This is a genomic window from Aeromicrobium massiliense JC14, assembly GCF_000312105.1.
Taxonomy (GTDB): Bacteria; Actinomycetota; Actinomycetes; order Propionibacteriales; family Nocardioidaceae; genus Aeromicrobium; species Aeromicrobium massiliense.
In genome coordinates this window covers 367,656-393,661 of sequence record NZ_HE978638.1, presented here as the reverse complement: position 1 = coordinate 393,661, position 26,006 = coordinate 367,656, and the positions used below count along the sequence as shown (strand labels likewise).

At 73.2% G+C, this 26,006-nt stretch carries 26 protein-coding genes; 13 read left to right on the top strand and 13 right to left on the bottom strand.

Annotation, left to right across the window (positions count from 1 at the left end; genetic code table 11):
• Positions 1-3 precede the first annotated feature (3 nt).
• Positions 4-1,173, bottom strand: coding sequence for an MFS transporter (locus HGAM_RS14695; RefSeq protein WP_019146256.1), 1,170 nt, complete (start codon positions 1,171-1,173; stop codon positions 4-6).
• 124 nt (positions 1,174-1,297) lie between these two features.
• Here HGAM_RS14695 and HGAM_RS14690 point away from each other — a divergent pair, with 124 nt between their 5' ends.
• Positions 1,298-1,732, top strand: a complete 435-nt coding sequence (locus HGAM_RS14690) for a MarR family winged helix-turn-helix transcriptional regulator (protein ID WP_019146255.1) — start codon at positions 1,298-1,300, stop codon at positions 1,730-1,732.
• Between the two features lies 1 nt (position 1,733).
• Here HGAM_RS14690 and HGAM_RS14685 read toward each other — a convergent pair whose 3' ends face one another.
• The 4 genes from HGAM_RS14685 to HGAM_RS14670 form a co-directional block, all read right to left on the bottom strand.
• Positions 1,734-2,105 (bottom strand): hypothetical protein, encoded by a 372-nt coding sequence (locus tag HGAM_RS14685; RefSeq protein ID WP_019146254.1) that lies wholly within the window; start codon positions 2,103-2,105, stop codon positions 1,734-1,736.
• Between the two features lie 113 nt (positions 2,106-2,218).
• Positions 2,219-4,288: a hypothetical protein gene (locus tag HGAM_RS14680; protein WP_019146253.1), complete on the bottom strand. Its 2,070-nt coding sequence runs from the start codon at positions 4,286-4,288 to the stop codon at positions 2,219-2,221.
• A gap of 193 nt (positions 4,289-4,481) precedes the next feature.
• Positions 4,482-6,746: a putative bifunctional diguanylate cyclase/phosphodiesterase gene (locus HGAM_RS19585; protein WP_019146252.1), complete on the bottom strand. Its 2,265-nt coding sequence runs from the start codon at positions 6,744-6,746 to the stop codon at positions 4,482-4,484.
• 56 nt (positions 6,747-6,802) lie between these two features.
• Complete coding sequence (locus tag HGAM_RS14670) at positions 6,803-7,147, bottom strand: hypothetical protein (protein ID WP_019146251.1); 345 nt, start codon at positions 7,145-7,147, stop codon at positions 6,803-6,805.
• Between the two features lie 182 nt (positions 7,148-7,329).
• Here HGAM_RS14670 and HGAM_RS14660 point away from each other — a divergent pair, with 182 nt between their 5' ends.
• Positions 7,330-8,469, top strand: coding sequence for an FAD-dependent oxidoreductase (locus HGAM_RS14660; RefSeq protein WP_019146249.1), 1,140 nt, complete (start codon positions 7,330-7,332; stop codon positions 8,467-8,469).
• A 22-nt stretch (positions 8,470-8,491) separates the two neighbouring features.
• Here HGAM_RS14660 and HGAM_RS14655 read toward each other — a convergent pair whose 3' ends face one another.
• Together HGAM_RS14655 and HGAM_RS14650 are read right to left on the bottom strand one after the other, a co-directional pair.
• Positions 8,492-8,761: a hypothetical protein gene (locus HGAM_RS14655; RefSeq protein ID WP_147543770.1), complete on the bottom strand. Its 270-nt coding sequence runs from the start codon at positions 8,759-8,761 to the stop codon at positions 8,492-8,494.
• Between the two features lie 183 nt (positions 8,762-8,944).
• Entirely contained in the window at positions 8,945-9,949 is a 1,005-nt protein-coding gene (locus tag HGAM_RS14650; RefSeq protein WP_019146247.1) for an SMP-30/gluconolactonase/LRE family protein, read from the bottom strand.
• An 81-nt stretch (positions 9,950-10,030) separates the two neighbouring features.
• Between HGAM_RS14650 and HGAM_RS14645 the strand changes: the two genes are divergently transcribed.
• A complete protein-coding gene (locus tag HGAM_RS14645; RefSeq protein ID WP_019146246.1) occupies positions 10,031-10,660 on the top strand; it encodes a LysE family translocator in 630 nt (209 codons plus the stop codon).
• A 65-nt stretch (positions 10,661-10,725) separates the two neighbouring features.
• On the opposite strand, the gene HGAM_RS14640 is transcribed toward HGAM_RS14645, so the two are convergent.
• Together HGAM_RS14640 and HGAM_RS14635 are read right to left on the bottom strand one after the other, a co-directional pair.
• Positions 10,726-10,971, bottom strand: coding sequence for a hypothetical protein (locus HGAM_RS14640; RefSeq protein ID WP_019146245.1), 246 nt, complete (start codon positions 10,969-10,971; stop codon positions 10,726-10,728).
• Positions 10,964-11,239 carry a hypothetical protein gene (locus HGAM_RS14635; RefSeq protein WP_147543768.1) on the bottom strand — a complete coding sequence of 92 codons (276 nt, stop codon included), beginning with the start codon at positions 11,237-11,239 and terminating at the stop codon, positions 10,964-10,966. The genes HGAM_RS14640 and HGAM_RS14635 overlap by 8 nt, the downstream gene beginning before the upstream one ends.
• Before the next feature lie 45 nt (positions 11,240-11,284).
• Here HGAM_RS14635 and pip point away from each other — a divergent pair, with 45 nt between their 5' ends.
• The 3 genes from pip (at position 11,285) to HGAM_RS19580 (ending at position 12,867) form a co-directional block, all read left to right on the top strand.
• On the top strand, positions 11,285-12,223 hold the full coding sequence (pip, locus tag HGAM_RS14630; RefSeq protein ID WP_019146243.1) for a prolyl aminopeptidase: 939 nt from the start codon (positions 11,285-11,287) through the stop codon (positions 12,221-12,223).
• Between the two features lie 23 nt (positions 12,224-12,246).
• Positions 12,247-12,405 (top strand): hypothetical protein, encoded by a 159-nt coding sequence (locus tag HGAM_RS20425; protein WP_019146242.1) that lies wholly within the window; start codon positions 12,247-12,249, stop codon positions 12,403-12,405.
• Between the two features lie 66 nt (positions 12,406-12,471).
• Positions 12,472-12,867, top strand: coding sequence for an SRPBCC family protein (locus tag HGAM_RS19580; RefSeq protein ID WP_019146241.1), 396 nt, complete (start codon positions 12,472-12,474; stop codon positions 12,865-12,867).
• Between the two features lie 16 nt (positions 12,868-12,883).
• Here the strand turns inward: HGAM_RS19580 and HGAM_RS14615 are convergent, their stop codons facing one another.
• Complete coding sequence (locus HGAM_RS14615; protein WP_019146240.1) at positions 12,884-13,516, bottom strand: TetR family transcriptional regulator; 633 nt, start codon at positions 13,514-13,516, stop codon at positions 12,884-12,886.
• Positions 13,517-13,657: 141 nt separating this feature from the next.
• Between HGAM_RS14615 and HGAM_RS14610 the strand changes: the two genes are divergently transcribed.
• From HGAM_RS14610 to HGAM_RS14585, 6 genes are read left to right on the top strand one after another with little or no spacing between them, the layout of a single operon-like run.
• Positions 13,658-14,758, top strand: coding sequence for a ferredoxin reductase (locus HGAM_RS14610; protein WP_019146239.1), 1,101 nt, complete (start codon positions 13,658-13,660; stop codon positions 14,756-14,758).
• 14 nt (positions 14,759-14,772) lie between these two features.
• Complete coding sequence (locus HGAM_RS19575) at positions 14,773-16,062, top strand: fatty acid desaturase family protein (RefSeq protein ID WP_019146238.1); 1,290 nt, start codon at positions 14,773-14,775, stop codon at positions 16,060-16,062.
• A 4-nt stretch (positions 16,063-16,066) separates the two neighbouring features.
• Positions 16,067-16,279 carry a hypothetical protein gene (locus HGAM_RS14600; RefSeq protein ID WP_019146237.1) on the top strand — a complete coding sequence of 71 codons (213 nt, stop codon included), beginning with the start codon at positions 16,067-16,069 and terminating at the stop codon, positions 16,277-16,279.
• 15 nt (positions 16,280-16,294) lie between these two features.
• On the top strand, positions 16,295-17,581 hold the full coding sequence (locus HGAM_RS14595) for an NAD(P)/FAD-dependent oxidoreductase (RefSeq protein ID WP_019146236.1): 1,287 nt from the start codon (positions 16,295-16,297) through the stop codon (positions 17,579-17,581).
• Complete coding sequence (locus HGAM_RS14590; protein WP_019146235.1) at positions 17,578-18,324, top strand: DUF1365 domain-containing protein; 747 nt, start codon at positions 17,578-17,580, stop codon at positions 18,322-18,324. The genes HGAM_RS14595 and HGAM_RS14590 overlap by 4 nt, the downstream gene beginning before the upstream one ends.
• Positions 18,321-19,568 carry an SAM-dependent methyltransferase gene (locus tag HGAM_RS14585; protein WP_019146234.1) on the top strand — a complete coding sequence of 416 codons (1,248 nt, stop codon included), beginning with the start codon at positions 18,321-18,323 and terminating at the stop codon, positions 19,566-19,568. The genes HGAM_RS14590 and HGAM_RS14585 overlap by 4 nt, the downstream gene beginning before the upstream one ends.
• Here the strand turns inward: HGAM_RS14585 and HGAM_RS19570 are convergent.
• From HGAM_RS19570 to HGAM_RS14565, 3 genes are all read right to left on the bottom strand, one after another.
• Positions 19,565-20,419: a DUF3152 domain-containing protein gene (locus HGAM_RS19570; protein ID WP_049798363.1), complete on the bottom strand. Its 855-nt coding sequence runs from the start codon at positions 20,417-20,419 to the stop codon at positions 19,565-19,567. The genes HGAM_RS14585 and HGAM_RS19570 overlap by 4 nt on opposite strands.
• A gap of 26 nt (positions 20,420-20,445) precedes the next feature.
• Positions 20,446-23,364 (bottom strand): bifunctional [glutamine synthetase] adenylyltransferase/[glutamine synthetase]-adenylyl-L-tyrosine phosphorylase, encoded by a 2,919-nt coding sequence (locus tag HGAM_RS14570; protein WP_019146233.1) that lies wholly within the window; start codon positions 23,362-23,364, stop codon positions 20,446-20,448.
• Between the two features lie 61 nt (positions 23,365-23,425).
• Entirely contained in the window at positions 23,426-24,763 is a 1,338-nt protein-coding gene (locus HGAM_RS14565) for a glutamine synthetase family protein (protein WP_019146232.1), read from the bottom strand.
• 108 nt (positions 24,764-24,871) lie between these two features.
• On the opposite strand from HGAM_RS14565, the gene HGAM_RS14560 reads away from it, so the two are divergent.
• On the top strand, positions 24,872-25,933 hold the full coding sequence (locus HGAM_RS14560) for an aromatic acid exporter family protein (protein WP_019146231.1): 1,062 nt from the start codon (positions 24,872-24,874) through the stop codon (positions 25,931-25,933).
• Positions 25,934-26,006: the final 73 nt, after the last annotated feature.

Here is a 26,006-nt window from a genome sequence, read left to right as displayed (position 1 = left end):
GGCTCAGGCGGCCTGCTCGCGCGCCCGGCGCGGACGGGCCGTCTGCTCGGCCACGGCGAGCACGAGCAGCGCCCCCAGCGCCAGGCCGGCGCCGACCCAGATCGGCGACGTGTAGCCCAGGCCGGCGCTGATCGTCAGTCCGCCGAGCCAGGCACCCATCGCGTTGCCGACGTTGAAGGCGGCGATGTTGGCGCCGCTGGCCAGGGTCGGCGCCTCCCCTGCGTAGGTCATGATCCGCATCTGCAGGCCGGGCACGGTGGCGAAGCCGAAGGCGCCCATCAGCAGCAGCGAGGCGACCGTCGCGACCTGCGACCCGGCGGTGAGCGCGAAGAACGTCATCACGACGGTGAGGGCGGCCAGCACGACGAACAGCGTCCGCGGCACCGACACGTTGGCCGCGCGTCCGCCGAGCAGGTTGCCGACGAACAGCCCCGCCCCGAACAGCACGAGCAGCCACGGCACGGCACCGGACGCGAACCCGCTCACCTCGGTCAGCGTGTAGGCGATGTACGTGAACGCACCGAACATGCCGCCGAAGCCCAGCACGGTCATGAGCAGGGACAGCCAGACCTGGCCGCTGCGGAAGGCGCGCACCTCGCGGCGCAGGTCGCCGGGCTCGTCGTCGTCGGCCGTGGCCGGCACGAGCACCGCGATGGCGGCCAGGGCGACGACGCCGATGACCGTGATGGCCCAGAAGGTCGAGCGCCAGCCCAGCTGCTGGCCCAGGAACGTGCCCATCGGGACGCCTAGCACGTTGGCGATGGTGAGCCCGCCGAACATGAGCGCGATCGCGCCGGCCCGCTTGGCCGGGGGCACCATGCTCGCGGCCACGACCGAGCCGATGCCGAAGAACGCGCCGTGGCACAGCGCCGCGACGACGCGACCGGCCAGCATCACCTCGTAGGTCGACGCCACCGCGGACAGCAGGTTGCCCACGACGAACAGCACCATGAGCCCGAGCAGGACGTGCTTGCGCGGCAGCCGGGTCACCGCCGCGGTCAGCAGGATCGCCCCGACGGCGACGCTGAGCGCGTAGCCGGAGATCAGCCAGCCGGCGGCGGCCTCGCTGACCGCGAAGTCGTCCGCGACCTCGGGGAGCAGACCGGCGATGACGAACTCGGTCAGCCCGATGCCGAAGCCACCGATCGCCAGCGCCAGGAGCCCGGCCGGCATCCGGCGACTCTGTGCGGGTGCAACATCCCGCGCGTGCAATGAAGTCATGCGTCGAACGTAGTTGCACACGCTGGATATTGCAAAGCGCTGGTAGAGTGACCTCGGACATGCCGAGGAGGAACCCATGGGGATCAGCGACGACGCCGTCGAGGTGCGCGCCCAGGGATGGCGCCGGCTCGCCGCCCTGCACCAGCTCATCGAGTCGCGGCTCGAGAAGGCGCTGCAGGCCGAGCACGGCCTCTCCGTCGTCGAGTTCACCGTCATGGACGCGCTCGCCCGCCAGGACGGCTTCCACCTGCGCATGGCCCAGCTCGCCCGCGCGGCCGGCCTGTCCCCCAGCGCGTCCACCCGCCTGGTCAACCGGCTCGAGGACCGCGGCTTCCTGACCCGCATCCTGTGCGCGGACGACCGCCGCGGCATCTACACCGAGCTGACGGCCGCGGGACGCACCGCGCTGGACGACGCGCACCCCACCCACGACGAGACGCTGCAGAAGGCGCTCGCCGAGGCCGAGGGCATGCCCGAGCTGGCCGACCTCGTCCGCACCCTCGCGCGCTGACTCAGGCCGGCTGCGGCCGGAACCCCGAGCACATCACCCGCAGGTAGGTCAGGCGCTCGCCGTCGTGCCGGTAGTACGCCTGCTGCTCCACGACGTGCGAACCCCTGCCGTTCACCACCTCGAACCGGTAGGCGACCTGGTCGAGGTCGACGACCGAGGGCCCGCGCTGGAACCGGGTGAGCGCCTCGACGTGGTCGGAGTCCTCGAACCAGTGCCCGAGCACGATCTCGACGACCTCGTCGGCGGTGCCGGCCTGCCAGGTGCGGCCCGGCGTGAGGCCGCGGAAGTCGACGTCCGCGGCGAGCACGTCCGCCAGGGCGGCGCGATCGTGTCCGGCGATCGCGCGGACGAGCCGTTCGACGGGGTCGTTCATGGCGCCTCCTGGGCCGACATCCCCAGTAACCCGCTCCGCGTCCGCCAGGTCAAGGGCCGCGGACGCACGAGGGCCCCGGGACCGTGCGGTCCCGGGGCCCTCCTGGGTCGATGTCAGTCGCAGACGCGCGGGCGCTCCACGACGCACCGCTCGACGACGCGGAACTTCACCGTCACCTTGCGGTCACGGGTCGCACCGGTCACCTTCACCGTGCGCTTGCCCCAGGTGCGTCCGACGTTGAACGACACGCGGTAGCGACCGTCGGCGTCCGCGCGGCCGGTCGCGACGACCTTGCCCTTGTAGCGCACCGAGACCTTCTCGCCCGGCAGCAGCTGGACGTCGAACTTCAGGTGGTCCGAGGCCCGGATCGCCGAGCGCGGCAGGCGCAGCGGCTTGAGCTTCTCGGGCACCGCGACGTTCAGCCGCACCGAGCCCACGCGGCCGGCGACGGCGCCGCGCACCTGGACGACCGGACGGGAGCCGGCCGAGCGGGGCACGACGACGCGCACCCGCGCGACGCCCGCGGCGTCCGCCGTGCCGCGAGCCGCGACCTTGCCGCCGATGACGACGGTGACCTTCTCGCCCGCGGCCAGGCCGCGCGCGGTCACCGTCTGGGCCGAGCCGGGACGCACGACCGTCGTCGGAGCGACGGCCTTCAGGGTCTTGCGGGGCAGCACGCGGACGCTCACGCGGTCGGCGGCGCGGCCGGTGGCGTTCTTGGCCGACAGCGCGAAGACGTGCGTGCCGGCGCGTCCCAGCTTGACCGTGCGGGTGCCGGTCGCCGCGACCGCGCCCTTCCACGCGCCGGTGGCGGTGAGGGCGGTGACGTCCGTGCTGCGCCAGGTCAGGGTGACCGAGCCACCCTCGGCCACGACGTCGGTGGACGCCGTCAGGCCCACGGTGGGCGCCTTGACCACCGGAGGCGTCGGCGGGGTGGCCGGCTTGCCGATCGTCAGGCGCGAGGTGCCGACGCGGTTCTCCAGGCCACCGGCAGTCGCCACGAAGCTCGTGCCGGTCAGGGTGACCGTGCCGGACGCACGGACCGGGAGGCGGACGACGCAGTTGTCGGCCGTCGCCACCGAGGCGCCGGACAGCTCGACCCGACGGCCGGACGTCGTGACGGTGCCGCTGCAGCTGTTCACGGGTGCTCCGGCCGCGGTCAGGCCGGCCGGCAGCTCGAGCGTCCAGCCGAGCGCGGAGGCGGGCGCCAGTTTGAGGTTCTCGATCGAGACGTCGAGGTTCGCCACGTCGCCGGGACGGACGCTGGCGCGGTCGAAGCGGGCGTCCAGGTTGGTGCCCTGGAAGCCGACGATGTGACGCATCTCGGCCTGCTGGACGCCGGGCGTGGAGCCGAGGTTCCACTGGGTCATGAGGCCCGCGTCGTGGATGGCGGTCTCGACCTGGAAGCCGATGTCGTTGCCGGCCTGCACGACGCTGTAGGGGTCGTAGAAGCTGGCGGCGCGAGCGCCGTCGAACGGCTTGGAGCCGGGCATCTCGCGGACGCCGACGAGGATCCCCGAGCTCGGGTTCAGCGAGATGACCGAGCGCACCGGCTGGGTGAGCATGATGCCGTAGCCCTGGTCGGACGAGCCGGGGGCCGAGTCGCCGCCGTAGTAGAACTTCACCGCGTCCGTGCTGCCGGGCGGGATCTCGAAGGAGTACGCGTCGTCCACGTACTGGTTCGGGAAGGTGTAGGACAGCGTGCGGGTGACCACGTAGCTCAGGCCGCCCTTCTCGGCGGTGTAGCGGACGACCGCCTCGCTCTCGCCGCCGGCGACCGTGCGGGTGCCGTCGTTGAGCGGCGCGGTCGCCGTGGTGGCGTCGCCGCTCGTCGAGATCACCTCGACGGACTTCCAGGGCTGGCCGGAGGCCGGGCCGGCGGTGCCGAACAGCGTGCCGCCGACGGACAGCATCGGGGCGCCACCGGAGCAGCACCACTGCGACGTGCCGGCCAGGTAGGGGTCGTCGCTGCCGGCCGGCGCCATGCCGACGCCGGGCGTCTTGTTGACGGCGAAGCGCAGGCCATCCGAGCCGTCGGGGCGCACGCCGCCGTCGGGGTTGAGGACGACGGACGTGGGGGCCGGGTCGGCCGCGGCGGCCGGCTGCCAGGCACCGCCGGCGAAGAAGGACAGGACGAGGGCGAGTCCGGCCGCGAGCGCGGCTGGACGTCTGGTTGAGGACACGAGAGCTCCAGGACGTGAGTGACAGAACAGCCGTGGCGCTCCGCTCGCCCGAGAACGCGTGCTCACCAGGCGCCGACGGCTGCGGCGCTCCGAGGGCGAGCGGGAGTCCGATCGTCCCGCGCGCGTCCGATCTGAGCGGAAAAACGATTCGGCTCGCGTGATCCGTGCCTTGACTGCCTCGCGGGCGGAAGGCTCAGCCGACGGCGGCGGCGTGCTCGTCGAGCCAGCCGCGCAGGGCCTCGGCCTCCACCGGGCGCGAGTGCAGGTAGCCCTGGGTCACGTCGCACTCCAGCTCCCGCAGCGCCTCGAGCGTGGCCTGGTCCTCGACCCCCTCGGCCACGACGCGCAGCCCGAGCCGGTGCGCCAGGTCGATCGTCCCGGCGACGACGGCGTGGGTGCGCTCGTCCTGACGCATCCGCTGCACGAACGAGCGGTCGATCTTCAGCTCGTCCACGGGGAGGTCGGAGAGGTAGGACAACGACGAGTAGCCGGTGCCGAAGTCGTCGATGCTCAGGCTCACCGCGCGATCGGCCAGCGCGTCGAGCACGCGCGGCACCGCCTCGGCGTTCTCCATGAGCACGCTCTCGGTGATCTCGAGGGCCACCAGCTGCGCGCTCGCCCCGGTCGCCTCCAGAGCGTCGTGCACCATCTGCTCGAGCCGCCAGTCCAGGAACAGCGACGACGACAGGTTCACCGAGACCCGCAGCGGCGTGCCGGCCCGCTCCCACGCGGCCGACTGCGCCGCGGCGAGGGTCAGGACGGTCTCGGTGAGCGGACGCATGAGGCCGTGCCGCTCGACCAGGTCGACGAACGCGTCGGGGTACAGCAGCCCGTGGACAGGGTGGTCCCAGCGCACGAGCGCCTCGGCGCCGACGACGCGGCCGGTGCGCAGGTCGAGCTGGGGCTGGTAGTGCACGACCAGGTGGCCCACGCGCGGGTCCGGGTCCGGTGCCAGCAGGGAGGTCAGCTCCTCGACCCGCTCGCGGGCGGCGTGGGCCGCGGCCTCCTCGTTCGGGTCGTAGTAGGCGACGTGGCGCTCGGCCCGCTTCGCCACGTGCATGGCCACGTGCGCGCGGCGCAGCAGCTCGTCGGCCCCGGCCAGGTCGTCCGCCGGCCGGGCCTGGGCGACCCCGATGCTCGCCCGCAGCCGCAGGGTCGCGGCGCCCACCTCGACGGGCCGTTCGAGCGCCAGGACCAGGCCGTCGGCCGTGGTCGCCGGGTCCGATGCTTCCGGCTCGTGCAGCACGACCATGAACTGGTCGCCGCTGATGCGCGACACCATCCGCTCGGGCAGCTGCTCGCGCATCCGTGCCGCCATCGCACGCAGGACCGCGTCGCCGGCGGCGGGGCCGAACCGGTCGTTCACGTCGCGGAACCCGCGCAGGTCGACGGCGAGCAGCGAGACCGGCTCACCCGCGGCGAGCTCGGCCATGGCGTCCTCCAGCGCGCGGGCGAGTCTCCGGCGGTTGCCCAGCCCGGTCAGCTCGTCGGTGCGGGCCTCCATCCGGCTCTGGGTCGCCGCCTGGATCTCCCGGACGATGCCGCCGGTGCGCGCGATGCCGAGCAGGGCTGCCACCCCGGCGACCACACCGGCGGCGCGGGCGTCCTCGGCACCGGTCAGCAGGGCAGCGAGCAGGACGAGGCAGGCGGCCGCGGTCAGCGCGAGCGACCAGCTCGTCGTCAGCGGCGGCCGCTCCCCCTCGGTGCGACGAGAGGGAAGCGGTCGGTGCAGCGCGACGACCGCTGCGCTGCAGACGACCACCTGGCCCAGCGAGCTGACCAGCTGGAGCGCGTGGAAGCCGGACCGAACCACGATCAGCTGCGCCACCACGACCGCCGCCACCACGACCATCACCGCCCAGAGCCGGAGCTCCGGACCCATCCCCGCGAGCAGCCCGACGCTCAGGCAGGCGAGCAGGAGCACCATGCCGACCGCGACCTGCACGAGGACGACGACCTCCTCGGCCGTGGTCCAGCCGGCCGTGTCCAGCAGGCGTCCGTCGGTGACGAGCAGCCCCGCGCTCACGACGACGGCGATCATCCCGAGCGCGTTGGTCCAGTCGCCCAGGTCCGGCACGCCGGAGCCGAGCCGGTCCCACAGCAGGACACCGTGGAAGGCCAGGACGGACGCCAGGACCGAGCCGACCACGAATCCCGCCTCGTGCCCGACGCCGAGGTCCATGGAGTGCAGCACGGCGTCAACGCCCAGGCCCAGGGCGAGCACGGACGCGGCGCCGGCGATCGCCCGCTGGGGCGCCTGGTGCCGGTACGTGGAGACACGCCGGATCATGCAGCGTGCCTGCACCACGAGCAGCACAGCGGTGGCGCCCTGCAGCGGCGCGTGATGGGGGTGCATGAGCACGGCGAGCGCCTGCACCAGCGCGGTCGCCGCGGCCAGCGCGACGGGGACCGCCAGGTTGGGACGCGTGACGCTGTGAGCAGCTTCCGAGATGTTCATGCCGTCAGCCCCATCGGCGACCGCGGGCGTGGCCTGAGCGGATCGGTGCGCCGCGGTCAGCCGAAGTGGGCGTAGACCTTCTCACGCTGGGCGGCGGCACCCTCGCCGTGCCCGGCGCCCACCTCGTCGTGCTCGACCGTGACGACGAGGGCGTCCAGGCGGGGCTCCTGACGACGCCGGCAGTCCTCCGCGACCAGGTCGAGGATCCGGCCGAACCCGTTGGCGGGGTGCGGCAGGCCGAGGTCCTCCTTGAGCGCGCCGTACGTGGTGGTGGAGCGGACGCGGGCGAGCTCGACGAGCCGCTCCCGGACCCGCGGCGCCCACACCGCGTCGAGCGCGGTGACGTTGCGCATGCGTCCGTTGACCATCACCCGGTCGCCGGCGCGCAGCGTGAACGTCATGGCGTCATCGTGCCAGGCGTCACAGGTCGCCGCGCGGGACCGGCCCGCCGGCGTCCCGCCGCGCGTCGCCCGGTGCCCGCGGCCGGGCTCGGCCGATACCGTGCCGTCATGCGTCCGCTGCAGCTCGTCGCCCTCCCCTTCGCCGTGCTCGGCGTCGCCGGCCCGGCCCCGGTGGACGTCCGATGACCGCCACCGACGTCGGCGCGATCGTGGTCGGCGGCGGGCTGGTCGGGTCGGCCGCGGCCTGGCAGCTGGCGCGCCGCGGCCGCGAGGTGCTGCTGCTCGAGCGCTTCGGCCCCGGTCACCTCCACGGCGCCTCGCACGGCGCGTCCCGCATCTTCCGGCGCACGTACGCCGACCCGACCTACGTGCGACTCGCGCAGGAGGCCGAGACCGCCTGGCACGAGCTGGAGCAGCGCACTGGCGCCGATCTGCTCACCCGCACCGGTGGCGTCGACCACGGCTCCGCCCAGGCGCTCGCCGGTCTCGTCGCGACGCTCCGGTCGCTCGACGAGCCGCACGAGCTGCTGCCGGCCGCCGCGGCCACCGAGCGCTTCCCCGGGCTCGCGTTCGAGACCGACGTCCTGTTCTCCCCCGCCACCGGGCGCGTCCACGCCGACCGCGCCGTGGCCGCCCTGCAGCAGGCGGCTGCGCTCGAGGGCGCGGAGGTCCGGCACCACGCCCGCGTCGCGAGCCTCGAGCTCGCCGGCGACGCCGCGGTCGTGGAGCTGGAGGACGGCACGCGGCTCCGCACCCGCGAGCTCGTCGTGGCGGCCGGCGCCTGGGCGCACGACCTCGTCGGGCACCTGGTGCCGCTCCCCCGCATCACGGTGACCCAGGAGCAGCCCGCGCACTTCCAGGCGGGCGTGCCGACCGAGGACTGGCCAGCAGTCGTGCACCACGCCCGTCCCGGCGACGGCTCACCTGCCGACGCCTACGCGCTGGCCACGCCCGGCGAGGGCTACAAGGTCGGCTTCCACGGCGTCGGGCCGGTCGTCCACCCCGACGAGCGCGACTACGCCGCGACTCCGGAGGGCCTGGCACAGCTGCGCGCGTACGTGACGCGCTGGTTCCCCGGGCTCGACCCGGCCACCGCCGACCCGATCAGCTGCACCTACGCCACGACCGACGACGAGCACTTCGTGCTCGACCGGCGCGGACCGCTCACCGTCGCCGCGGGGTTCTCCGGTCATGGGTTCAAGTTCGGGCCGGTGCTGGGCCGGGTCCTGGCCGACCTCGTCGACGGACGTCCGGCCGAGGCGATGTTCGGGCTGGAGGCCGTGCGCACGAGCGCCCGCGGCCTGAGCACCGGCTCCAGCTAGGCCACGACGGCGGTGTCGGGGATCAGTCCTCCAGGATGAGCACCAGGGTCTTCCGCGATCCCCTCGAGAACAGGCAGGCACGCAGGTCCGTCGGCGCCGACCCCCACCTCACGCTCGAGAGCAGGTCGGTCGCCGTCCTCTCGTCCACCTCTCGGACGGTGCTGAACGCGACGTCGTTGAGCAGCGTCCGCTCGATCTCGTCGCTCGTCAGGAACGCCTTCGTGTCGGCCTTCGACAGAACTCGCACGAAGTCCCACCGCTGCCGTGCCTCGTCGATGAAGGCGTAGTTCATCATCCGGATCGAACGTGGCGTTCCGGACCTCCGCTTCTTCGCCACCACCGATCTCCTCTCGCGGCACGGGCACGAGGACCGGTCCACGTGGCCGTCCGGTCCCTCGCCGATCCTGGACGAACGTCAACTGGCCGTCCAGCGCGTGCTGCGGCTCGGCGCCCGCGGCCTGAGCACCGGCTCCAGCTAGAGCTCCACCACCACAGCGTCGTCGGCGTGCAGCCTGCCGGCCACCAGCACCCCGTCGCGCTCGGCGACGGCCGTGACGAACCCGTAGTCGTCGCGCGCGCTGCGCAGGTCGTGCACCAGCCGGCCGTCCAGGTCGAACGCCGCCACCCAGGCGATCGGCTCCGGCTTGGGCTGCACCGACTCCGGCAGGTTCCACACCACCGTGCGCAGGAACCCCGGACGCGGCAGCAGCCGGTCGAGCAGCGCGTTGCGCGGGGCGGCGTAGGCGACCCAGACCAGGCCGTCGCTGCCCAGGCTCGCGTTGTCGGGCATGCCGGGCAGGTTGTCGGCGAACGACTCCCAGGTGCCGGCCGCCGGGCCGGTGAGCCGGTACCTCCGCAGCCGGTAGCCGGCGGTCTCGGCCACCACGAGGTGCGACTCGTCGGGCGCCAGCACCAGCCCGTTGGCGAACTTCAGGTCGTCGGCGAGCACGGTGACCGTGCCGTCGGGGTCGCGCCGCGCCAGCGCGCCGGTGCAGGAGTGCTCCAGCACGTCGCCCAGGTAGTGCTCCAGGTCCCAGCGCCGGGTCGAGACGGTGAACCAGATCGTGCCGTCGCGCGCCTCGACCACGTTGCTGGCGAACCGCAGCGGCGTCCCGGCGAGCGAGTCGACGAGCACCTCGACCTCACCGTCCGGACGTACGCGCAGCAGCCCTCGGTCGTGGTCGCACACCAGCACGCTGCCGTCGTGGGCCGGCTCCAGCCCGAGCGGACGTCCGCCGGTACGCGCCAGCACCTCGCGGTGCCCGCGCGACAGGTCGATGCGCACGACCTCGCCGTCGGCGGTGCCGGCGAGGAGTCGGCCCTCGCGGTCGAAGACCACGTCCTCGGGCCCGGCTCCGGTGGCGATGCGGGCGACGACGTCGAACGGGCGGGTGGCGGGGGTGCGTCCGGCGTCGGCGGGGGCCGGCGGCGGAGTCCAGCGGCGGGTGCGGAGCAGGCGGCGGGTTCCGGCGTCGGTCATGGCCGGGACCGTATCCCGCACCGGGGTCGCCGCCCACGCGCTCGGGCTGACGGGCCGGCCGTCCGGTGCGACGATCGAGGGATGGACGTGAGCTGGTGGGCCTTCGTGGGCGTGGTGATGGTCGCGTACCTCGTGCCGGGCCCGGACTTCCTGGTGATCCTGCGCTCGGCCACGCGGGGCGTCCGGCCCGGCGTCGCCGCAGCCCTCGGCGCGCAGGCCGGCCTGTGCCTGCACGTGGCCCTGGCCGTCGCCGGCCTCTCGGTCGTTCTGGCGCGCCACCCCGACCTGCTCACGACCGTGCGCGTGCTCGGCGGCCTGTACCTGCTCTACCTCGGCGGGCGCCTCGTGCTGCCGACGCTGCGCCGGGCGCCGGAGCAGCAGCGACGCGCGCCGGCGGACCCGCCCGCGTCCGTGCGCTCCAGCTTCGTGCAGGCGCTGGCGACCAACGTCCTCAACCCCAAGGCCGTCCTGTTCTTCGCCGCGGTGCTCCCGCAGTTCGTGAGCGCGGGCGACGTGCCGGTCTGGACGCAGGTCGCCGTGCTGGGCGCGGTGGACGTGCTGCTCGGTCTCGTCGCCTGGACGGTGGTCGTCCTGCTCGGGCTCCGGCTCGCCGCGCTCCTGCGCCGCGAGCGCGTCCGGCGCGCCTGGGACCGCACGACCGGGCTCGCCCTGGGCGGCCTCGGCGCGGGCCTGCTCGTGGCCCACGACTGACCCCGGACGTGCGAAGGACCCCCGCCGGGCAGGGCAGGGGTCCTCGCTGACTGGTGGTGGGTCGCCTACTCGGCGACCTCCTCGGCGGCCGGGTCCGGCGCCAGGTGACCGATGTCGGAGCCGGTGTCGGACATGTCCTCCGGCTCGGCCGGGACGGGGCCCTGGTTCGCGGGCGTGCCGCCCTGGCTCGGGTCGTCACCGGCGTCCTGGTCCTTCACCGGACCCTGATCGCTCTGCGGCGCCACGTGCTCCTGGTGGTGGTTGATCGCACCACTGGGCTCGCGCGGGGTCTCGGGGTTCTGGTCACTCACGGGCGTCCTCCTCGTTCATCCTGCGGGCGTTCTCCGGGCTCGACTCCAGCTCGCTCTCGTTGCGCGCCTCGACGACGGTCGAGATCAGCGCCAGGATCGCGGCGACCGCGGCGCAGGCCAGGCCCACGTAGCCCCACGGGCGGGCGGCGATCACGTCGTACCGGCTCAGGACCATGATCAGCACGCCGACCACGAACAACGTCGTCAGCACGGCCATGCGTCCGGCGTATCCCTTGCGGTACTTCTTCACTCTTCGCGGTGCTGCCATGACCGCCTCGTACCCAGTGACCGGCGATCCAACCATCATGGACGGGTGCGCACCCCTCCCCTCGCCTCCGGCGGGCTCGACGTCGGCGACGGCCACGAGCTGCACTGGGAGGAGCACGGCAACCCCGACGGCGTCCCGGCGGTCGCCCTCCACGGCGGCCCGGGCTCGGGCATCGGGCAGGGCTGGCTGCGCTGGTTCGACCTGAGCCGCTACCGCGTCCTGCTGCTCGACCAGCGCGGGTGCGGACGCAGCACTCCGCACGCCGGACGCACCACGGACGCGCTGCGCGCGAACACCACGCAGCACCTCGTGGACGACCTCGAGCGCCTGCGCGAGCTGCGCGACGTCCACCGCTGGGTCGTCCTCGGTGCCTCGTGGGGCTCCACGCTCGGTCTGGCCTACGCCCAGGCGCACCCCGAGCGCGTCCGGGCGCTCGCGCTGTTCTCCGTCGTCACCACGACCCGGCGTGAGGTCGCGTGGGTCACGCGCGACATGCGCCGGCTCTTCCCGCGCGAGTGGGAGGACTTCGTCGGCGCCCTGCCCGAGGCCGAGCGCCACGGCGACCTGGCTGCGGCGTTCCACCGGCTGCTCGTCGACCCCCACCCGGCGGTGCACCAGGCCGCCGCCCGGGCCTGGTGCGCCTGGGAGGACCGGCACGTCTCGCTCAGCGCGGTGCACGACCCGCGCTACGACGACCCCGTCTTCGCGCTCGGCTTCGCCCGGCTCGTCACCCACTACTGGAGCCACGCGGCCTGGCTCGGCGAGACCGAGCTGCTCGACGGGACGGCCCGCCTGCACGGCGTCCCGGGCCTGCTGGCCACCGGTCAGGGCGACGTGAGCGGCCCGCCGGACGTCGCCCACGACCTGGCCGCGCGATGGCCCGACGCCGAGCTCGTCGTCGTGCCCGACGCGGGCCACGGCACGGGCGCCGCGCTGGAGGCGGTCGTCCGCGAGGCCGTCTCGCGTTTCGCCGCCCTGCCGTGAGCGGCAGGGCCTAGGCTGCCGTCATGTCCCAGCGCGTGACGATCGTCCCCCTCGACTCCGAGGTCTTCAAGCAGACCGACCCCATCGACATCGAGTTCGACCTCGAGGGCGGGCGCGCCATCTCGGCGACCACCCAGGTCATGTTCGGCTCGCCGTTCCTGGTGCTGCTGATCGAGGACTGACCCGCCCGGGCGGCGGACCTGCGCGTCGGGAAGAATGGCCGGGTCCCGCGATCCTGGAGGAACCGCATGCGCATCACCCGTCGTACGTTCGTCGCCGCTCCCGCCGAGGACGTGTGGAAGCTGGCCTGCGACTTCTCGCTGTGGCACCCCAAGCTCGCGCACTACACCGGCGGCCCCGAGACGTCCGCGGAGCTGGTCGTCACCGTGGTCGAGCGTGACGACGCCGCGATGAGCCTGCGCTACACGATGCCCGAGCCGCCGTTCAGCATCGTCGACCACACCGCCACCATCACGGTGCGCGACAACGGTCACTCCACCGCGTACGTCACGTGGGAGGCCGACGTCGACGCGGCGCCCGAGCAGCAGGACGAGCTCGAGGACAAGCTCGGCGACGACGTCTTCGACGTCGCCCTGGACCAGCTCGCCACGACCGCGCAGGACGCCCAGGTCCCGAGCCGCTAGCCGGGCCGGCGGCCGGCTAGGACCGCCAGTTCGCGAACCCCAGGACGATCAGGCGCATCTGGCGCCGGGCGCCCTCCTTGATCCGCGCCTCCAGGTCGGGCCGGCCGTCGGGCATCTCGACGACCTCCTCGGCGTTGGAGACCATGTTGCGGACGAACAGCCGCGACACCATGTGCACGTCGTCGCTGTGCCAGCGCTCGATGTGCGGCAGCTTGGCCAGCACGACCGCCAGCTCGCTCTCGAACAGCTCCAGCTCGTGCCGGATCGCCTGGCGCACCACCGGTGAGCCGCCGACGCGCTCGCGCGCCACGAACCCGAACTGCGCCTTGCTCGTCTTCACCGTCTCGACCAGCACCTCGGCGGCCGCGTCGATGATGTTCTCGAACACCTGCGGGTCGCGCTGCGCCTCGCGGATCATGCGCCGCAGCGTGCTGAACGACTCCTCCACCAGGGCCAGGCCGAGCTCGTCCATCGACTGGAAGTGCCGGTAGAAGGCGGTCGGGACGACGCCGGCCGCACGGGCCACCTGCCGCAGGCTGATCTGGGCGAAGCCGGAGGAGCCGCTCAGCTCGAGCGCCGCAGCCATGAGGGCCTCGCGCGTGCGCTCCTTCTGCTCCTGCCGCGTCCCTGCGGCACTCCCGCTCGCCATGCGACCAGCCTATCGGCACCCCGAGTGAACAGGTGTTCCCCGTCACCGTCGCGTGCGGGGCCCAGTCGTTGCGTCGTCCCGCGGCCTGTGCGACCCTTGGAGTGCACACGCGTTCACTGAACGCCCGAAGCGAGGAGAACGATGGGGCTGATCCGAGCCGCGCTGGCGTCCAAGCCGGTCGCGTCGCTGACGTCGCCGCACTCGATCGACCACTACCTGGAGCACGTCCACCCCATGTGGACCGTCACCCAGGTGCGGGCGCGAGTCGTGGAGGTCGTCCGCGAGACCGGCGTCGCGAGCACCGTCGTGCTGCGCCCGAACGGCGCGTGGCGCGGGTTCCGGGCCGGCCAGCACGTCGAGTTCGGCGTCGAGGTCGAGGGCAAGCGCCGCGTGCGCGTGTTCTCGGTGTCCAGCTCCGAGCAGCGCGCCGGTCGCACGTTCAGCGTGTCGGTCAAGGCGCACCCGGACGGCTACGTCTCCCAGTACCTGCACCACGAGCTCAAGCCCGGCACGCTCGTGCACCTGTCGCAGGCCGACGGCGAGTTCGTGCTCCCCCGCACGCTGCCCGACCACGTCCTGCTGCTCAGCGGCGGCAGCGGCATCACCCCGGTCATGTCGATGCTGCGCACGCTGCGCGACGCCAAGCCGGGCACGCCGCGCCCCCAGGTCACCTTCCTGCACTACGCGCGCTCGCGCGAGGACGAGATGTTCACCGCCGAGCTCGACGCGCTGGCCGAGGAGGCCGGGCTCGGCCGGGTCGTCCGCGTCTACACGCGGGCGCCCGAGCCGGACGCTCCGGTCGCGGGGCGCTTCAGCGCCGAGCACCTCGAGCAGCTGGGCATCGACCCCACCACCACGCTCACGTACGCCTGCGGCCCGGCCGGCCTCATCGCGTCCGTCCGCGACGCGTACGAGGCGGCCGACGCGGCCGACCAGCTGCGCGTCGAGTACTTCAAGGTGCCCACCGTCGACCTCGCCGCCGAGGACGCGACCGGCACCCTCACGTTCGAGGACAGCGCCGTCAGCGCCGACAACTCGGGCGCCACGATCCTGGAGCAGGCCGAGTCCTCCGGCCTGTCCCCCCGCTACGGATGCCGCATGGGCGTCTGCAACACCTGCGCCGTCAAGAAGAACCACGGCGCCGTCCGCCACGTCATCTCCGGCGAGGTGTCCGCCAACACCGACGAGACCGTCAAGATCTGCGTCCAGGTCCCCGTCGGCGACGTCAGCATGGCCCTCTAGAGAGGAACCCACCCGTGTCCCACTACCGCACCAAGCACGCTCCCATCGAGCCGCTGAGCGCCAGCAACCACAACAAGGCGCCGCAGCCGCTCGTCGGCCCCGACGCCGACAAGCGCGCCACCATCGGCACCGACCTGATGAGCTACGAGCAGCTCGAGGAGTTCGGCCGCGAGCTCGACACCGTGCGCCAGCGCGTCCTCGACGACCTCGGCCAGGCCGACGCCGACTACATCCGGCGGGTCATCAAGCTGCGCAACCTGTTCGAGGTGCTCGGCCGCGTCGGCCTGTTCATGCCGTTCTTCTGGCCGGCGTTCGTCGCCGGCATCGTGCTGCTCGGCGTGGCCAAGATCCTCGAGAACATGGAGATCGGCCACAACGTCATGCACGGCCAGTACGACTGGATGAACGACCCGCTGGTCAACGGCCAGAAGTACGAGTGGGACAACGTGGCCCCCGCGCAGGAGTGGAAGCACGGCCACAACTACATGCACCACACCTACACGAACATCCACGGCATGGACCGGGACATCGGCTACAACATGTTCCGCATCGACGCCGAGCAGCCCTGGTACCCCAGCCACCGGTTCAACCTGCCGCTCGCGTTCATCCTCATGCTGCTGTTCGAGTGGGGCGTGATGTACCACGGCGTCGAGCTCGACGAGTACCTCGCCGGCCGCATGGACAAGGCCGAGTTCCAGGGCCGCAAGAAGCGCGCGATGCGCAAGATCCGCAAGCAGCTGGTCAAGGACTACGTCGCCTTCCCGGTGCTGTCGCTGGCGCTGGTGCCGTTCACCTCCTGGTGGACCCCCGTGCTCGTCCTCGCCGGCACGTTCGTGGCCAACGTCATCCGCAACATCTGGACCTTCCTGGTCATCTTCTGCGGCCACTTCCCGGCCGAGGTCGAGACCTTCAAGGAGGAGGAGGCGCAGAACGAGACGCGCGGCCAGTGGTACCTGCGCCAGCTGCTCGGCTCGGCGAACATCTCCGGCAGCAAGCCCTTCCACGTGCTGACCGGCAACCTGAGCTACCAGATCGAGCACCACCTGTTCCCCGACATCCCGGCCCGCCGCTACGGCGAGGTGTCCGCGGACGTCCACCGCCTGGTCGAGAAGTACGACCTGCGCTACAACACCGGCCGGCTGTCGCGGCAGCTGTGGAGCGTCGCCTCCCAGCTGCACCAGCTGAGCAAGAAGCCCGACGACCCCTACAAGGTCGGCAACTCCCCGGAGTCCAAGGCGCTGCGCCGGGCCAAGCGCGAGGCCGAGGCCGAGCGTCGTGCCCAGGAGCAGGTCACGGCACACTAGTGGCATGGGCCTGAGCCGTCACGAGATCACCAAGGACGTGCTGCAGCAGTACGTCGAGGCGGCGTTGAGCACGGCGGGCGGGGTCGCAGCGATCTGCTTCGACGCCGCCCGCCGCGTCACGTCCGAGCTGGGCGCGTTCGGCACCGAGGTGTTCGAGATCCGCGAGGCCAGCCGTCGTGCCCAGGAGGACGACGCGACCAATCCGGAGGGCCGCTAGCCACGAACCAGGGGCATGACGCTCTCCCCTGCGCGGCCCCGCGTCGCGGTCGTCGGCTCCGGCATCTCCGGGCTGACCGCCGCGTACGTGCTGCGCCGCACCCATGACGTCACGGTCTTCGAGGCCGACGACCGGGCCGGTGGCCACGCCCACACGCACACGGTCGCCGACGGGGCTCGCAGCCACCGGGTCGACTCCGGCTTCATCGTCCACAACGACCGCACGTACCCGCTGCTGCGCCGGCTGTTCGCCGAGCTGGACGTGCCGGTGCGCCCGACCGAGATGAGCATGAGCATCCGGTGCGACGGGTGCGGCCTGGAGTACGCCGGCGGCCGCGGGCTGAGCGGCCTGTTCGCCCAGCCGCGTCGCCTGGCCGACCCGCGCTTCCTGCGCATGCTGCTGGACGTCAAGCGCTTCCAGCGGGCCGCCCTCGCGCTGCTGGACGCGCCGCAGCACGACGCCGAGCCGCAGACCTACGGCGACTTCCTGCGCGAGCACGGGTTCGGCGCCTACTTCGTCGACCACTACGCAATCCCAGTGGTGGCCTGCGTCTGGTCGTCCGGGCTCGGCACGGCGCTGGAGTACCCCGCGCGCTACCTGTTCGAGTTCCTGCGCCACCACGGCTTCCTGTCGATCACCGGCTCGCCGCAGTGGTTCACCGTCGCGGGCGGCTCGCGCACCTACGTCGACAAGGTCGCCGAGGCCGTGGGCGACGTCCGCGTCGGCTCGGCGGTCCGCCACGTCACGCGCAAGCCCGACGGCATCGAGCTCGTCGACGCCCACGACCGCCTGCACGTGGCCGACCAGGTCGTCATCGCGACGCACGCCGACGACGCGCTGGCCATGCTCACCGACCCGTCGGACGCGGAGGCCGCCGCGCTGGGCGCGTTCGGCTACTCGCGCAACGAGACGGTGCTGCACCGCGACCCGGCGCCGATGCCGCGCGCGCGCCGGGCCCACGCATCGTGGAACTACCGCACCGAGACCTGCTCCCACCGCGCGTCCGCCCCGGCCGTCACCTATGCCATGGACCGGCTGCAAGGGCTGGACGCCGACCGGCCGTTCCTGGTGACGCTCAACGACGTCGGCCGGATCGACCCCGCCGCGATCGAGGCGCGCATGACGTACGCGCACCCCGTCTACACCGTCGAAGCCGTCGCCGCGCAGGACCGGGTGCGCGCGCTGTTCACCGACCGCACCGTCTTCGCCGGCGCGCACCTCGGCTGGGGCTTCCACGAGGACGGCTGCCGGTCCGGCGTCGAGGCGGCCCGGGCGCTGGGCGCCGACTGGGGCGACGCGTGACGACCGCCGCGCTGCCCCCGCTGCCGGCCCTCGTCGACGGCTGGGTGTCGCACACCCGGCGCACCCCGCTCACGCACCGCTTCCGGCACCGCGTCTACCAATGGCTGGTCGACGTCGACGACCTGCCGCTGCTGCGCTGGCCGCTGCGTGCGTTCTCCACCTTCCGGGCCGCGGACCACCTCGGCGACCCGGACGCGTCCATCGGCGACAACGTGCGCCGGTTCTGCGCGCTGCGCGGGGTCGACCTCACCGGCCACCGCATCGTCATGCTGGCCAACGCCCGCGTGCTGGGTCACGTCTTCGACCCGCTGAGCGTGTTCTGGGCGTTCGCGCCCGACGGCAGCCTCACGTGCCTCGTCGCCGAGGTGCACAACACCTATGGCGAGCGGCACGCGTACCTGCTGCGCCCGGACACGCACGGCCGCGACCGCGTCGACAAGGAGCTCTACGTCTCGCCCTTCTTCACCGTCGAGGGCGGCTACGACCTGCAGATCCGGGCCCGCGAGGACGTCGTGTCGGTCGCGATCGTGCTGCGCCAGGGCGGCGAGGCCTCGTTCAGCGCGACGTTCCGCGGCGTCCCGCAGCCACTCACCCCGTGGCGGCTGACCCGCCTGGCGCTCCTGCGCCCGCTCATGACCCAGCGCACCAGCGCGCTCATCCGCCTGCACGGCGTCGGCCTGTGGCTGCGCCGTCTCCCGATCGTCCCGCGCACCCCGCACGCCCACCAGGAGGGGATCCGATGACCGAGCAGCTGACCACCACCACCCGGTGGCCCGAGCTCTTCCACGCGCCGCGCACCCCGCTCCGCGCCCGAGCCGCTCGCGCGATCCTGCGGTCGACCGTGGGCCACGTCCCGGTGCGCGTCACCTTCCCCGACGGGTCCGCCTGGGGCGCGGGCGGGCCCGGCTCGCCGGAGCTCCAGGTCGTGCGTCCGGCGTCGTTCTTCGCCCGGCTCGGCCGCGACACCAAGATCGGTCTGGGCGAGGGCTACATGGCCGGCGACTGGCGGGCGGCGCCGGGCACCGACCTGGCCGACCTGCTCGGGCCGTTCGCCGAGCGGCTGACCGCGCTCGTGCCCGCGCCCCTGCTACGGCTGCGCCGGCTCGTGGACGTCCGCCTGCCGCACGCCGAGCGCAACAGCGTCGAGGGTGCGCGGTCCAACATCGAGCGGCACTACGACCTGTCCAACGAGCTGTTCTCGCTGTTCCTGGACCCGACGATGTCGTACTCGTCGGCCGACTTCGGCGGCACCGTCCCGGCGTCGTTCGCCGACCTCGAGGCCGCCCAGGTCCGCAAGATCGACGCGGTGCTGGACGCGGCACGGGTCGGCGCGGGCTCACGGGTCCTGGAGATCGGCACCGGCTGGGGAGCGCTCGCGATCCGGGCGGCCGGCCGCGGTGCCCGGGTCACGACCCTCACCATCTCCACCGAGCAGGCCGACCTTGCCCGCGAACGCGTCGCGGCCGCCGGGCTGGCCGACCGGGTCGAGGTGCGGCTGCAGGACTACCGCGAGGTCGACGGCCAGTACGACGCCGTCGTCAGCGTCGAGATGATCGAGGCGGTCGGTGAGGAGTTCTGGCCGACCTACTTCGCCACGATCGACCGCGTCCTGGCCCCCGGCGGCACGGTCGCGATCCAGGCCATCACGATGGCCCACGAGCGCTACCTGGCGACCCGGCACTCCTACGGGTGGATCCAGAAGTACGTGTTCCCCGGCGGACTCATCCCGTCCGAACGGGCGGTCGACGAGGTGCTGGCGGCGCACACGAGCCTGCGGGTGACGCAGCGGCGTCCGTTCGGCACCGACTACGCTCGGACGCTGCGGCTGTGGCGCGAGCGGTTCATCGACCACTGGGACGAGGTGCACGCCGCGGGGTTCGACGAGACGTTCCGGCGCATGTGGGAGCTCTACCTCGCGTACTGCGAGGCCGGGTTCGCCGTGGGCTACCTGGACGTCGTCCAGCTGCGCATGGAGCGTCGGCCCTAGCGGAAGCGTGGCACCCGCCGCTCCCCCGGGCGCGGCCAGGGGTTGAAGTCGCACCCGCCGAGCCCCTTGGACTGCTGCATCATCACCGGGGCCGGGCCGCGCTTGCGCGGGCACGAGCGGTGGCCGTGGCCCAGCCAGTGCCCGGTCTCGTGGTTGACGACCATGTGCCGGTAGTCGCGCAGCGAGCCGCCGCTGCGCCGCCAGGCGGGGCTCGCGTAGAGCCAGCGGGTCTGGTTGATGACGACGTTGCGCCCGGCCCGGCAGCTCCACTGCCGGCTGCACACCGGCGAGAACGACGGCAGCGTGCGCGAGGCGGCCAGGGAGAGCGTGAAGTCGCCGCCGCGCCGGACCCGGCGGAAGACCGTGCCGGACGTCCGCCAGCCGCGGGCGTCGTCGAACGTCTGCTGCGCGAGCCGCCGGAACTCACGCAGGTCGGCCTTGATGCGTCCCTTGGTGCGGACGCTGTACGTCACCACCCGGCGAGCCGGCACCATGTGCTGCACCGCGCGCGTCGGTGCGGTGGTCACGGTCGCCGAGCGGTGGCCGGTCCGCGAGCCGGTGACCCGCACCGCGAGCCGGCGACCGACGTCCTGCGGCTTGACCCGGTACGACCCGGCCAGCGCTCCGCCGATGGGCCGGCCGTCACGCAGCCAGCGGTAAGACAGCCGCGCCCCCTCGGTCCAGCGGCCGGGGCGCACCGACAGCGTGCGGCCGTACGCGGCGGTGCCGGCGACGGTCGGCGTGGACAGGTTGCGCACGGCCGGCGCCGGCTCGGCGGCCTGCGCGGCAGCGGGAACCTGCGGTGCCGAGAGGGCGCCGGCGACCAGGAGTGCGACGAGGACGGAGCGCATGCTCCAGTGTCACCCCGGACGGGCGTTCAGTCGCCCCAGAAGACGCGCTCGACGACCTGACGCGCCTGGCGGGTCGTGCGCAGGTAGTCGTCGACCATGACCTCGCCGCCGTCCAGCCCGTACCCGAGCAGGTGGGCGACGCCCGCCCGCTCGGCGGACTGCTCGACCATCGACTCCGCCGGGCGCGAGCGCAGCAGCACGACGGCGTTGCGCACACGGCTGACCATGCGCCACGCCGCCTCCAGCGACTCGGCGTCGGCCTCGTCGAGCAGGCCGGCCCCGGCCGCCGCACGCAGGGCCGGGATGGTGCGCGTGGTGCGCAGGCCCTCGACCTCGTGGGCGTGCTGCATCTGGAGCAGCTGCACGGTCCACTCGACGTCGGCGAGGCCGCCGCGGCCGAGCTTGAGGTGGGTGTTCGGGCTGGCGCCACGCGGCAGCCGCTCGGCGTCCACCCGGGCCTTGATGCGGCGGATCTCGCGCACCTCGGCCTCGGTCGTGCCGCCCTCGGGCCAGCGCAGCGGGTCGATGAGCGCCCGGAACCGCTCGCACAGGGCCTCGTCGCCGACGACCGGGTCGGCCCGCAGCAGCGCCTGGGCCTCCCACACCGCCGACCACTTCTCGTAGTAGGTGGCGAACGCCGACAGGCTGCGCACGAGCGGACCGTTGCGGCCCTCCGGACGCAGGTCGGCGTCGACCTCCAGCGCCGGGTCGACCCCGGCGGCACCGAGCGCGGCGCGCAGCCGCTGGGCCACGGCCGTGGCGGCGGACTGCGCCTGCTGCGCGTCCGCGCCCTCGAGCGGCTCGTGGACGAACATGACGTCGGCGTCGGAGCCGTAGGCCGACTCGTGGCCGCCGAGCCGGCCCATCAGCACGATCGCCATGCGCGTGCCGAGCTCGCCGCGCTCGTCCTCCACCGAGGCGATCGCCGCCTGCAGCGCCGCCTCGAGCGTGGCGGTGGTCAGGTCGCTGAGCGCCTCCCCCGCCTCGGTGATGTCGAGCCGGCCGAGCACGTCGGCCATGCCGATGCGGGTCAGCTCGCGCCGGCGCACGCGGCGCACGGCCTTGAACGCGGCGTCCCCGCCCCGGTGCCGGGCCGCGGCCAGCACCATCTCGTGGGTGAGCCGCTCGCGGCTGCGCGGCACGAGCTCGTGGTCGTCGCCCAGCAGCGCGACGGTGTCCGGGCCGCGCACGAGCAGGTCGCCGACGTACGAGCTGGACGACACCAGCCGCGCGAGCTGCTCGGCGCCGGTGCCCTCGTCACGCAGCTTGCGCAGGTACCAGTGGCTCTCGCCCAGCTGCTCGGACACCCGCCGGAAGGTCAGCAGGCCGCGGTCCGGGTCGGGCGACTCGGCGAACCACTCGAGCATGGCCGGCAGCAGCGAGCGCTGGATCGCCGAGCGGCGCGAGACGCCGGTCGTCAGCGCCTGGATGTGACCCAGCGCGCCGGCCGGGTCGACGAACCCCAGCGCCTCGAGCCGCTCGCGCGCGGCCTCGGTGGTCAGGCGCAGGCTGTCGGTCGGCAGCGCCGCGACGGCCTCCAGCAACGGGCGGTAGAACAGCTTCTCGTGCAGCCGGCGCACCTGGCGGCGCTGGGCCTGCCACTCGCGGGTGAGGTTGGCGACCGGGTCCTGACGGAAGCCCATGCTCCGGCCCAGGCGGCGCAGGTCGTCCTCGTCCTCGGGCACGACGTGCGTGCGCTGCAGCCGGTGCAGCTGGATGCGGTGCTCCAGCGTGCGCAGGAACTCGTAGGCCTCCTCCATCGCGGCACCGTCGCGGCGGCCGACGTACCCGCCGTCGATCAGCGCCTGCAGGGCGGTCAGCGTGGTGGGGCTGCGCAGCGACTCGTCGAGGCGTCCGTGCACGAGCTGCAGCAGCTGCACGGCGAACTCGACGTCGCGCAGGCCGCCGGCCCCGAGCTTGAGCTGGCGGTCACGGTGCGCGGCGGGGATGTGCTCGACGACGCGGCGCCGCATGGCCCGGGTGTCGGCGACGAAGTTGGGCCGCGTGCTGGCCCGCCAGACCAGCGGACGCACGACGTCGAGGTACTGCCGGGTCAGCTCGGCGTCGCCGGCCGCGTACCGGGCCTTCATGAGCGCCTGGAACTCCCACGTCGTGGCCCAGCGGTCGTAGTAGGCGGCGTGGCTGGCCACGGTGCGCACGAGCGGGCCCTGGCTGCCCTCGGGACGCAGCTCGGCGTCCACCTCCCAGATGGTGCCCTCGGCGGTCAGGTCGCTGCACAGCCGCATGACCGTGGCGGCCAGCTTGGTGCCGGCCGTGAGCGCGGCGGACTGGTCGGCGCCCTCGGCCGGCTCGGCCACGAAGATGACGTCGACGTCGCTGACGTAGTTGAGCTCGTGCCCGCCGGTCTTGCCCAGCGCCACGATCGCCAGGCGGCAGTCGTCGGCGCCGGTCACCTCGGCGCGCGCGATCTCGAGGGCGGCGCCCAACGTGGCGACAGCCAGGTCGGACAGCTCCGCCGAGGACTGCACGAACGTCGTCAGGCCGTTGAGGTCGCGCGCGACGACGTGCAGCAGCTTGCGGTGGTAGGCCACGCGCAGCTCGTCGGCCGTCGTGGCGCCGGCCATCTGGCGGCGGTGCTCGTCCTCGGTCATCGGCTCGGTGAGCAGCTGGCCGTCGGCCAGGTCGGTCACGAGCTCGGGGTGGCGGGCCAGGAAGTCGCCGAGGGCCGCGCTGGTGCCCAGCACGACGAGCAGCCGCTGGCGCAGCACGGGGTCGGACTCGAGGGCGTCGAGCAGCCGGTCGCGGCCCCACGCCTCGCCGATGCGGGCCAGCGACGCCAGGGCGCAGTCGGGGTCGGCGACGGCGGCCACGGCGTCCACGATCGGCTCGGGCACCGGGGCGAGCTCGGCCAGGCGGGCGACCGCCTCGTCCGGGGAGCGGAAGCCCTTGCGGGCGAGGGACTCGACGCGTGCCTGGGTCACCACGTGCGGCACCCTACCGATCGGACGAGGGCGGGACGGGCGGCGTCCGGCGGGCAGGATCCGTTCACATCAAAGGCATCATGCGGTCGAGCTCGAACTGCGTGACCTGGGCGCGGTACGCCTCCCACTCGGCCCGCTTGTTGCGCAGGAAGAAGTCGAAGACGTGCTCGCCGAGGGTCTCGGCCACCAGCTCGCTGGACTCCATGAGCCGGATGGCCTCGTCCAGGTTGCCCGGGAGCGGGTCGATGCCCATCGCCTTGCGCTCGTAGTCGTTGAGGCCCCAGACGTCGTCCTCGGCCTCCGGCGGCAGCTCGTACTTCTCCTCGACGCCCTTGAGGCCGGCGGCCAGGATGAGCGCGAACGCCAGGTACGGGTTGCAGGCCGAGTCGATGCCGCGGTGCTCGATGCGGGCCGAGCCGCTCTTGTGCGGCTTGTACATCGGCACGCGCACCAGGGCGGAGCGGTTGTTGTGGCCCCACGAGACGTAGTTGGGGGCCTCGCCGCCGCCGGCGAGCCGCTTGTAGGAGTTGATCCACTGGTTCGTGACCGCGGTGATCTCGGGCGTGTGGCGCAGGACGCCGGCGATGAACGAGCGTCCGGTCTGCGACAGCTGGTACTCGGCGCCGGCCTCGTAGAACGCGTTCTCGTCGCCCTCGAACAGCGACACGTGGGTGTGCATGCCCGAGCCGGGGTGCTCGGTGAACGGCTTGGGCATGAACGTGGCCCACTTGCTCTGGCTCAGCGCCACCTCCCGCACGACGGTGCGGAAGGTCATGATGTTGTCGGCCATCGACAGGGCGTCGGCGTAGCGCAGGTCGATCTCCTGCTGGCCCGGGCCGCCCTCGTGGTGGCTGAACTCCACCGAGATGCCCATGTGCTCGAGCATCCCGATGACCTCGCGGCGGAAGTCCTGGCTGGCCCCCTGGGCGGTGTGGTCGAAGTAGCCGCTGTCGTCGACCGGCACCGGCACCTGGCCCGACGCCGGCTTGTCCTTGAACAGGTAGAACTCGACCTCGGGGTGCGTGTAGAAGGTGAAGCCCGCGTCGGCGGCCTTCTGCAGCGTCCGCTTCAGCACGAAGCGCGGGTCGGCGTACGCCGGGCTGCCGTCGGGCATGTGGATGTCGCAGAACATGCGCGCCGTCGCCGGCGTCTCGCCGCGCCACGGCAGCAGCTGGAAGGTCGCCGGGTCGGGCTTGAGCACCATGTCGGCCTCGTGCACCCGGGCGAAGCCCTCGATGGCCGAGCCGTCGAACCCGATGCCCTCGTCGAAGGCGCCCTCGAGCTCCGCCGGGGCGATCGCCACCGACTTCAGCGAACCCAGCACGTCGGTGAACCACAGGCGGACGAAGCGCACGTCGCGCTCCTCGATCGCGCGCAGCACGAAGTCCTCTTGCTTACCCATGGGCCCAGTCTCTACGGGACGTGTTACCGGGATGTTTCGGGGGTGCCTCACCGCCGTGGCCCCACCCCGGGCAGCGCCGCGCGCGGCGACTCGTGCGACGGTGACCCGATGACGACGGCGCGGCAGTGGGTCCTCGACCGGTGGATGCACCATCCCCGGATCGCCCTGGCGCTGCGCGCTGCCGTGGCCGCCGCGATCGCCTGGATCCTGGTGGGATTCGTCCCCGGCTCGCAGGACTACCCGTACTACGCGCCGTTCGGCGCCATCATCGCGACGACGTCGACCCTCGCCGGCTCCGTGCGCGAGTCGCTGCAGGCGGTCGGCGCGATCGTCGTGGGCGGCGTCATCGCCTGGCTCGTCGACACCGCGACCGGCGACCACATGGGCTCGGCGGCCATCACCCTGGCGGTGGTCGTCGCGCTCTCGGTCAGCGTCGCGGGGTGGCGCGTCCTGGGCGCGATGGGCGGCTGGGCCCCGACCGCCGCGGTCTTCACGCTGATCATCGGCCACGGCGAGGCGCAGTTCATCGGCGCGTACGGCGGCCTGACCCTGTTCGGCGCCCTCATCGGCATCCTCGTCAACATGGCGGCCCCTCCCCTGCCGCTGGCCCCCGCCCGCGCGACCGTCGTACGCACCCGGTCGGTGCTCGCCGATCAGCTGCGCGAGCTCGCCGACCTGATGGTGAGGCACGAGCTCCCCACGATCGACGAGTGGAACCAGGAGCACTCCGAGCTCCGGCGCGCCCGCACCGACATGCGGGCTGCGGTGTCGCGCGTCCACGAGTCGCTCACCGCCAACGCACGGGCCCGGGCCCGGCGCAACCGCGACGCCCTCGCGGTCCTCACGTCGGAGGCCGACGGGCTCGACCGGATCGCGCTCCTCGTGGCCGACGTCAGCGACCTGCTCCTGCGGCCGCACGGCGTGCCCGGCGCCCCGGGGTCGCAGACCGTGCTGAGCGACGACGTCCGCGAGCCCATCGCCGGGGCCATGTGCCTGGTCGCCGACGCGCTAGACGCCTACGGGCAGGGCGACGAGGTGGACCCCCGCCTCCAGGCCGCCGACGCCCAGCTCGACTCGCTCGTCGAGTCGCCGGCGCACGAGACGCACACCCAGCTGCTGGTCAACAGCGTCGTCCTCTCGCTGCGCCGGGCGCTCGACACCTTCAGCTGACGGACCGCACGGGTCGGCGCGCCTGCGTCGCCGGCTCGTCCACGGCGGGCGGACGTCCAGGAGCCGCCACTAG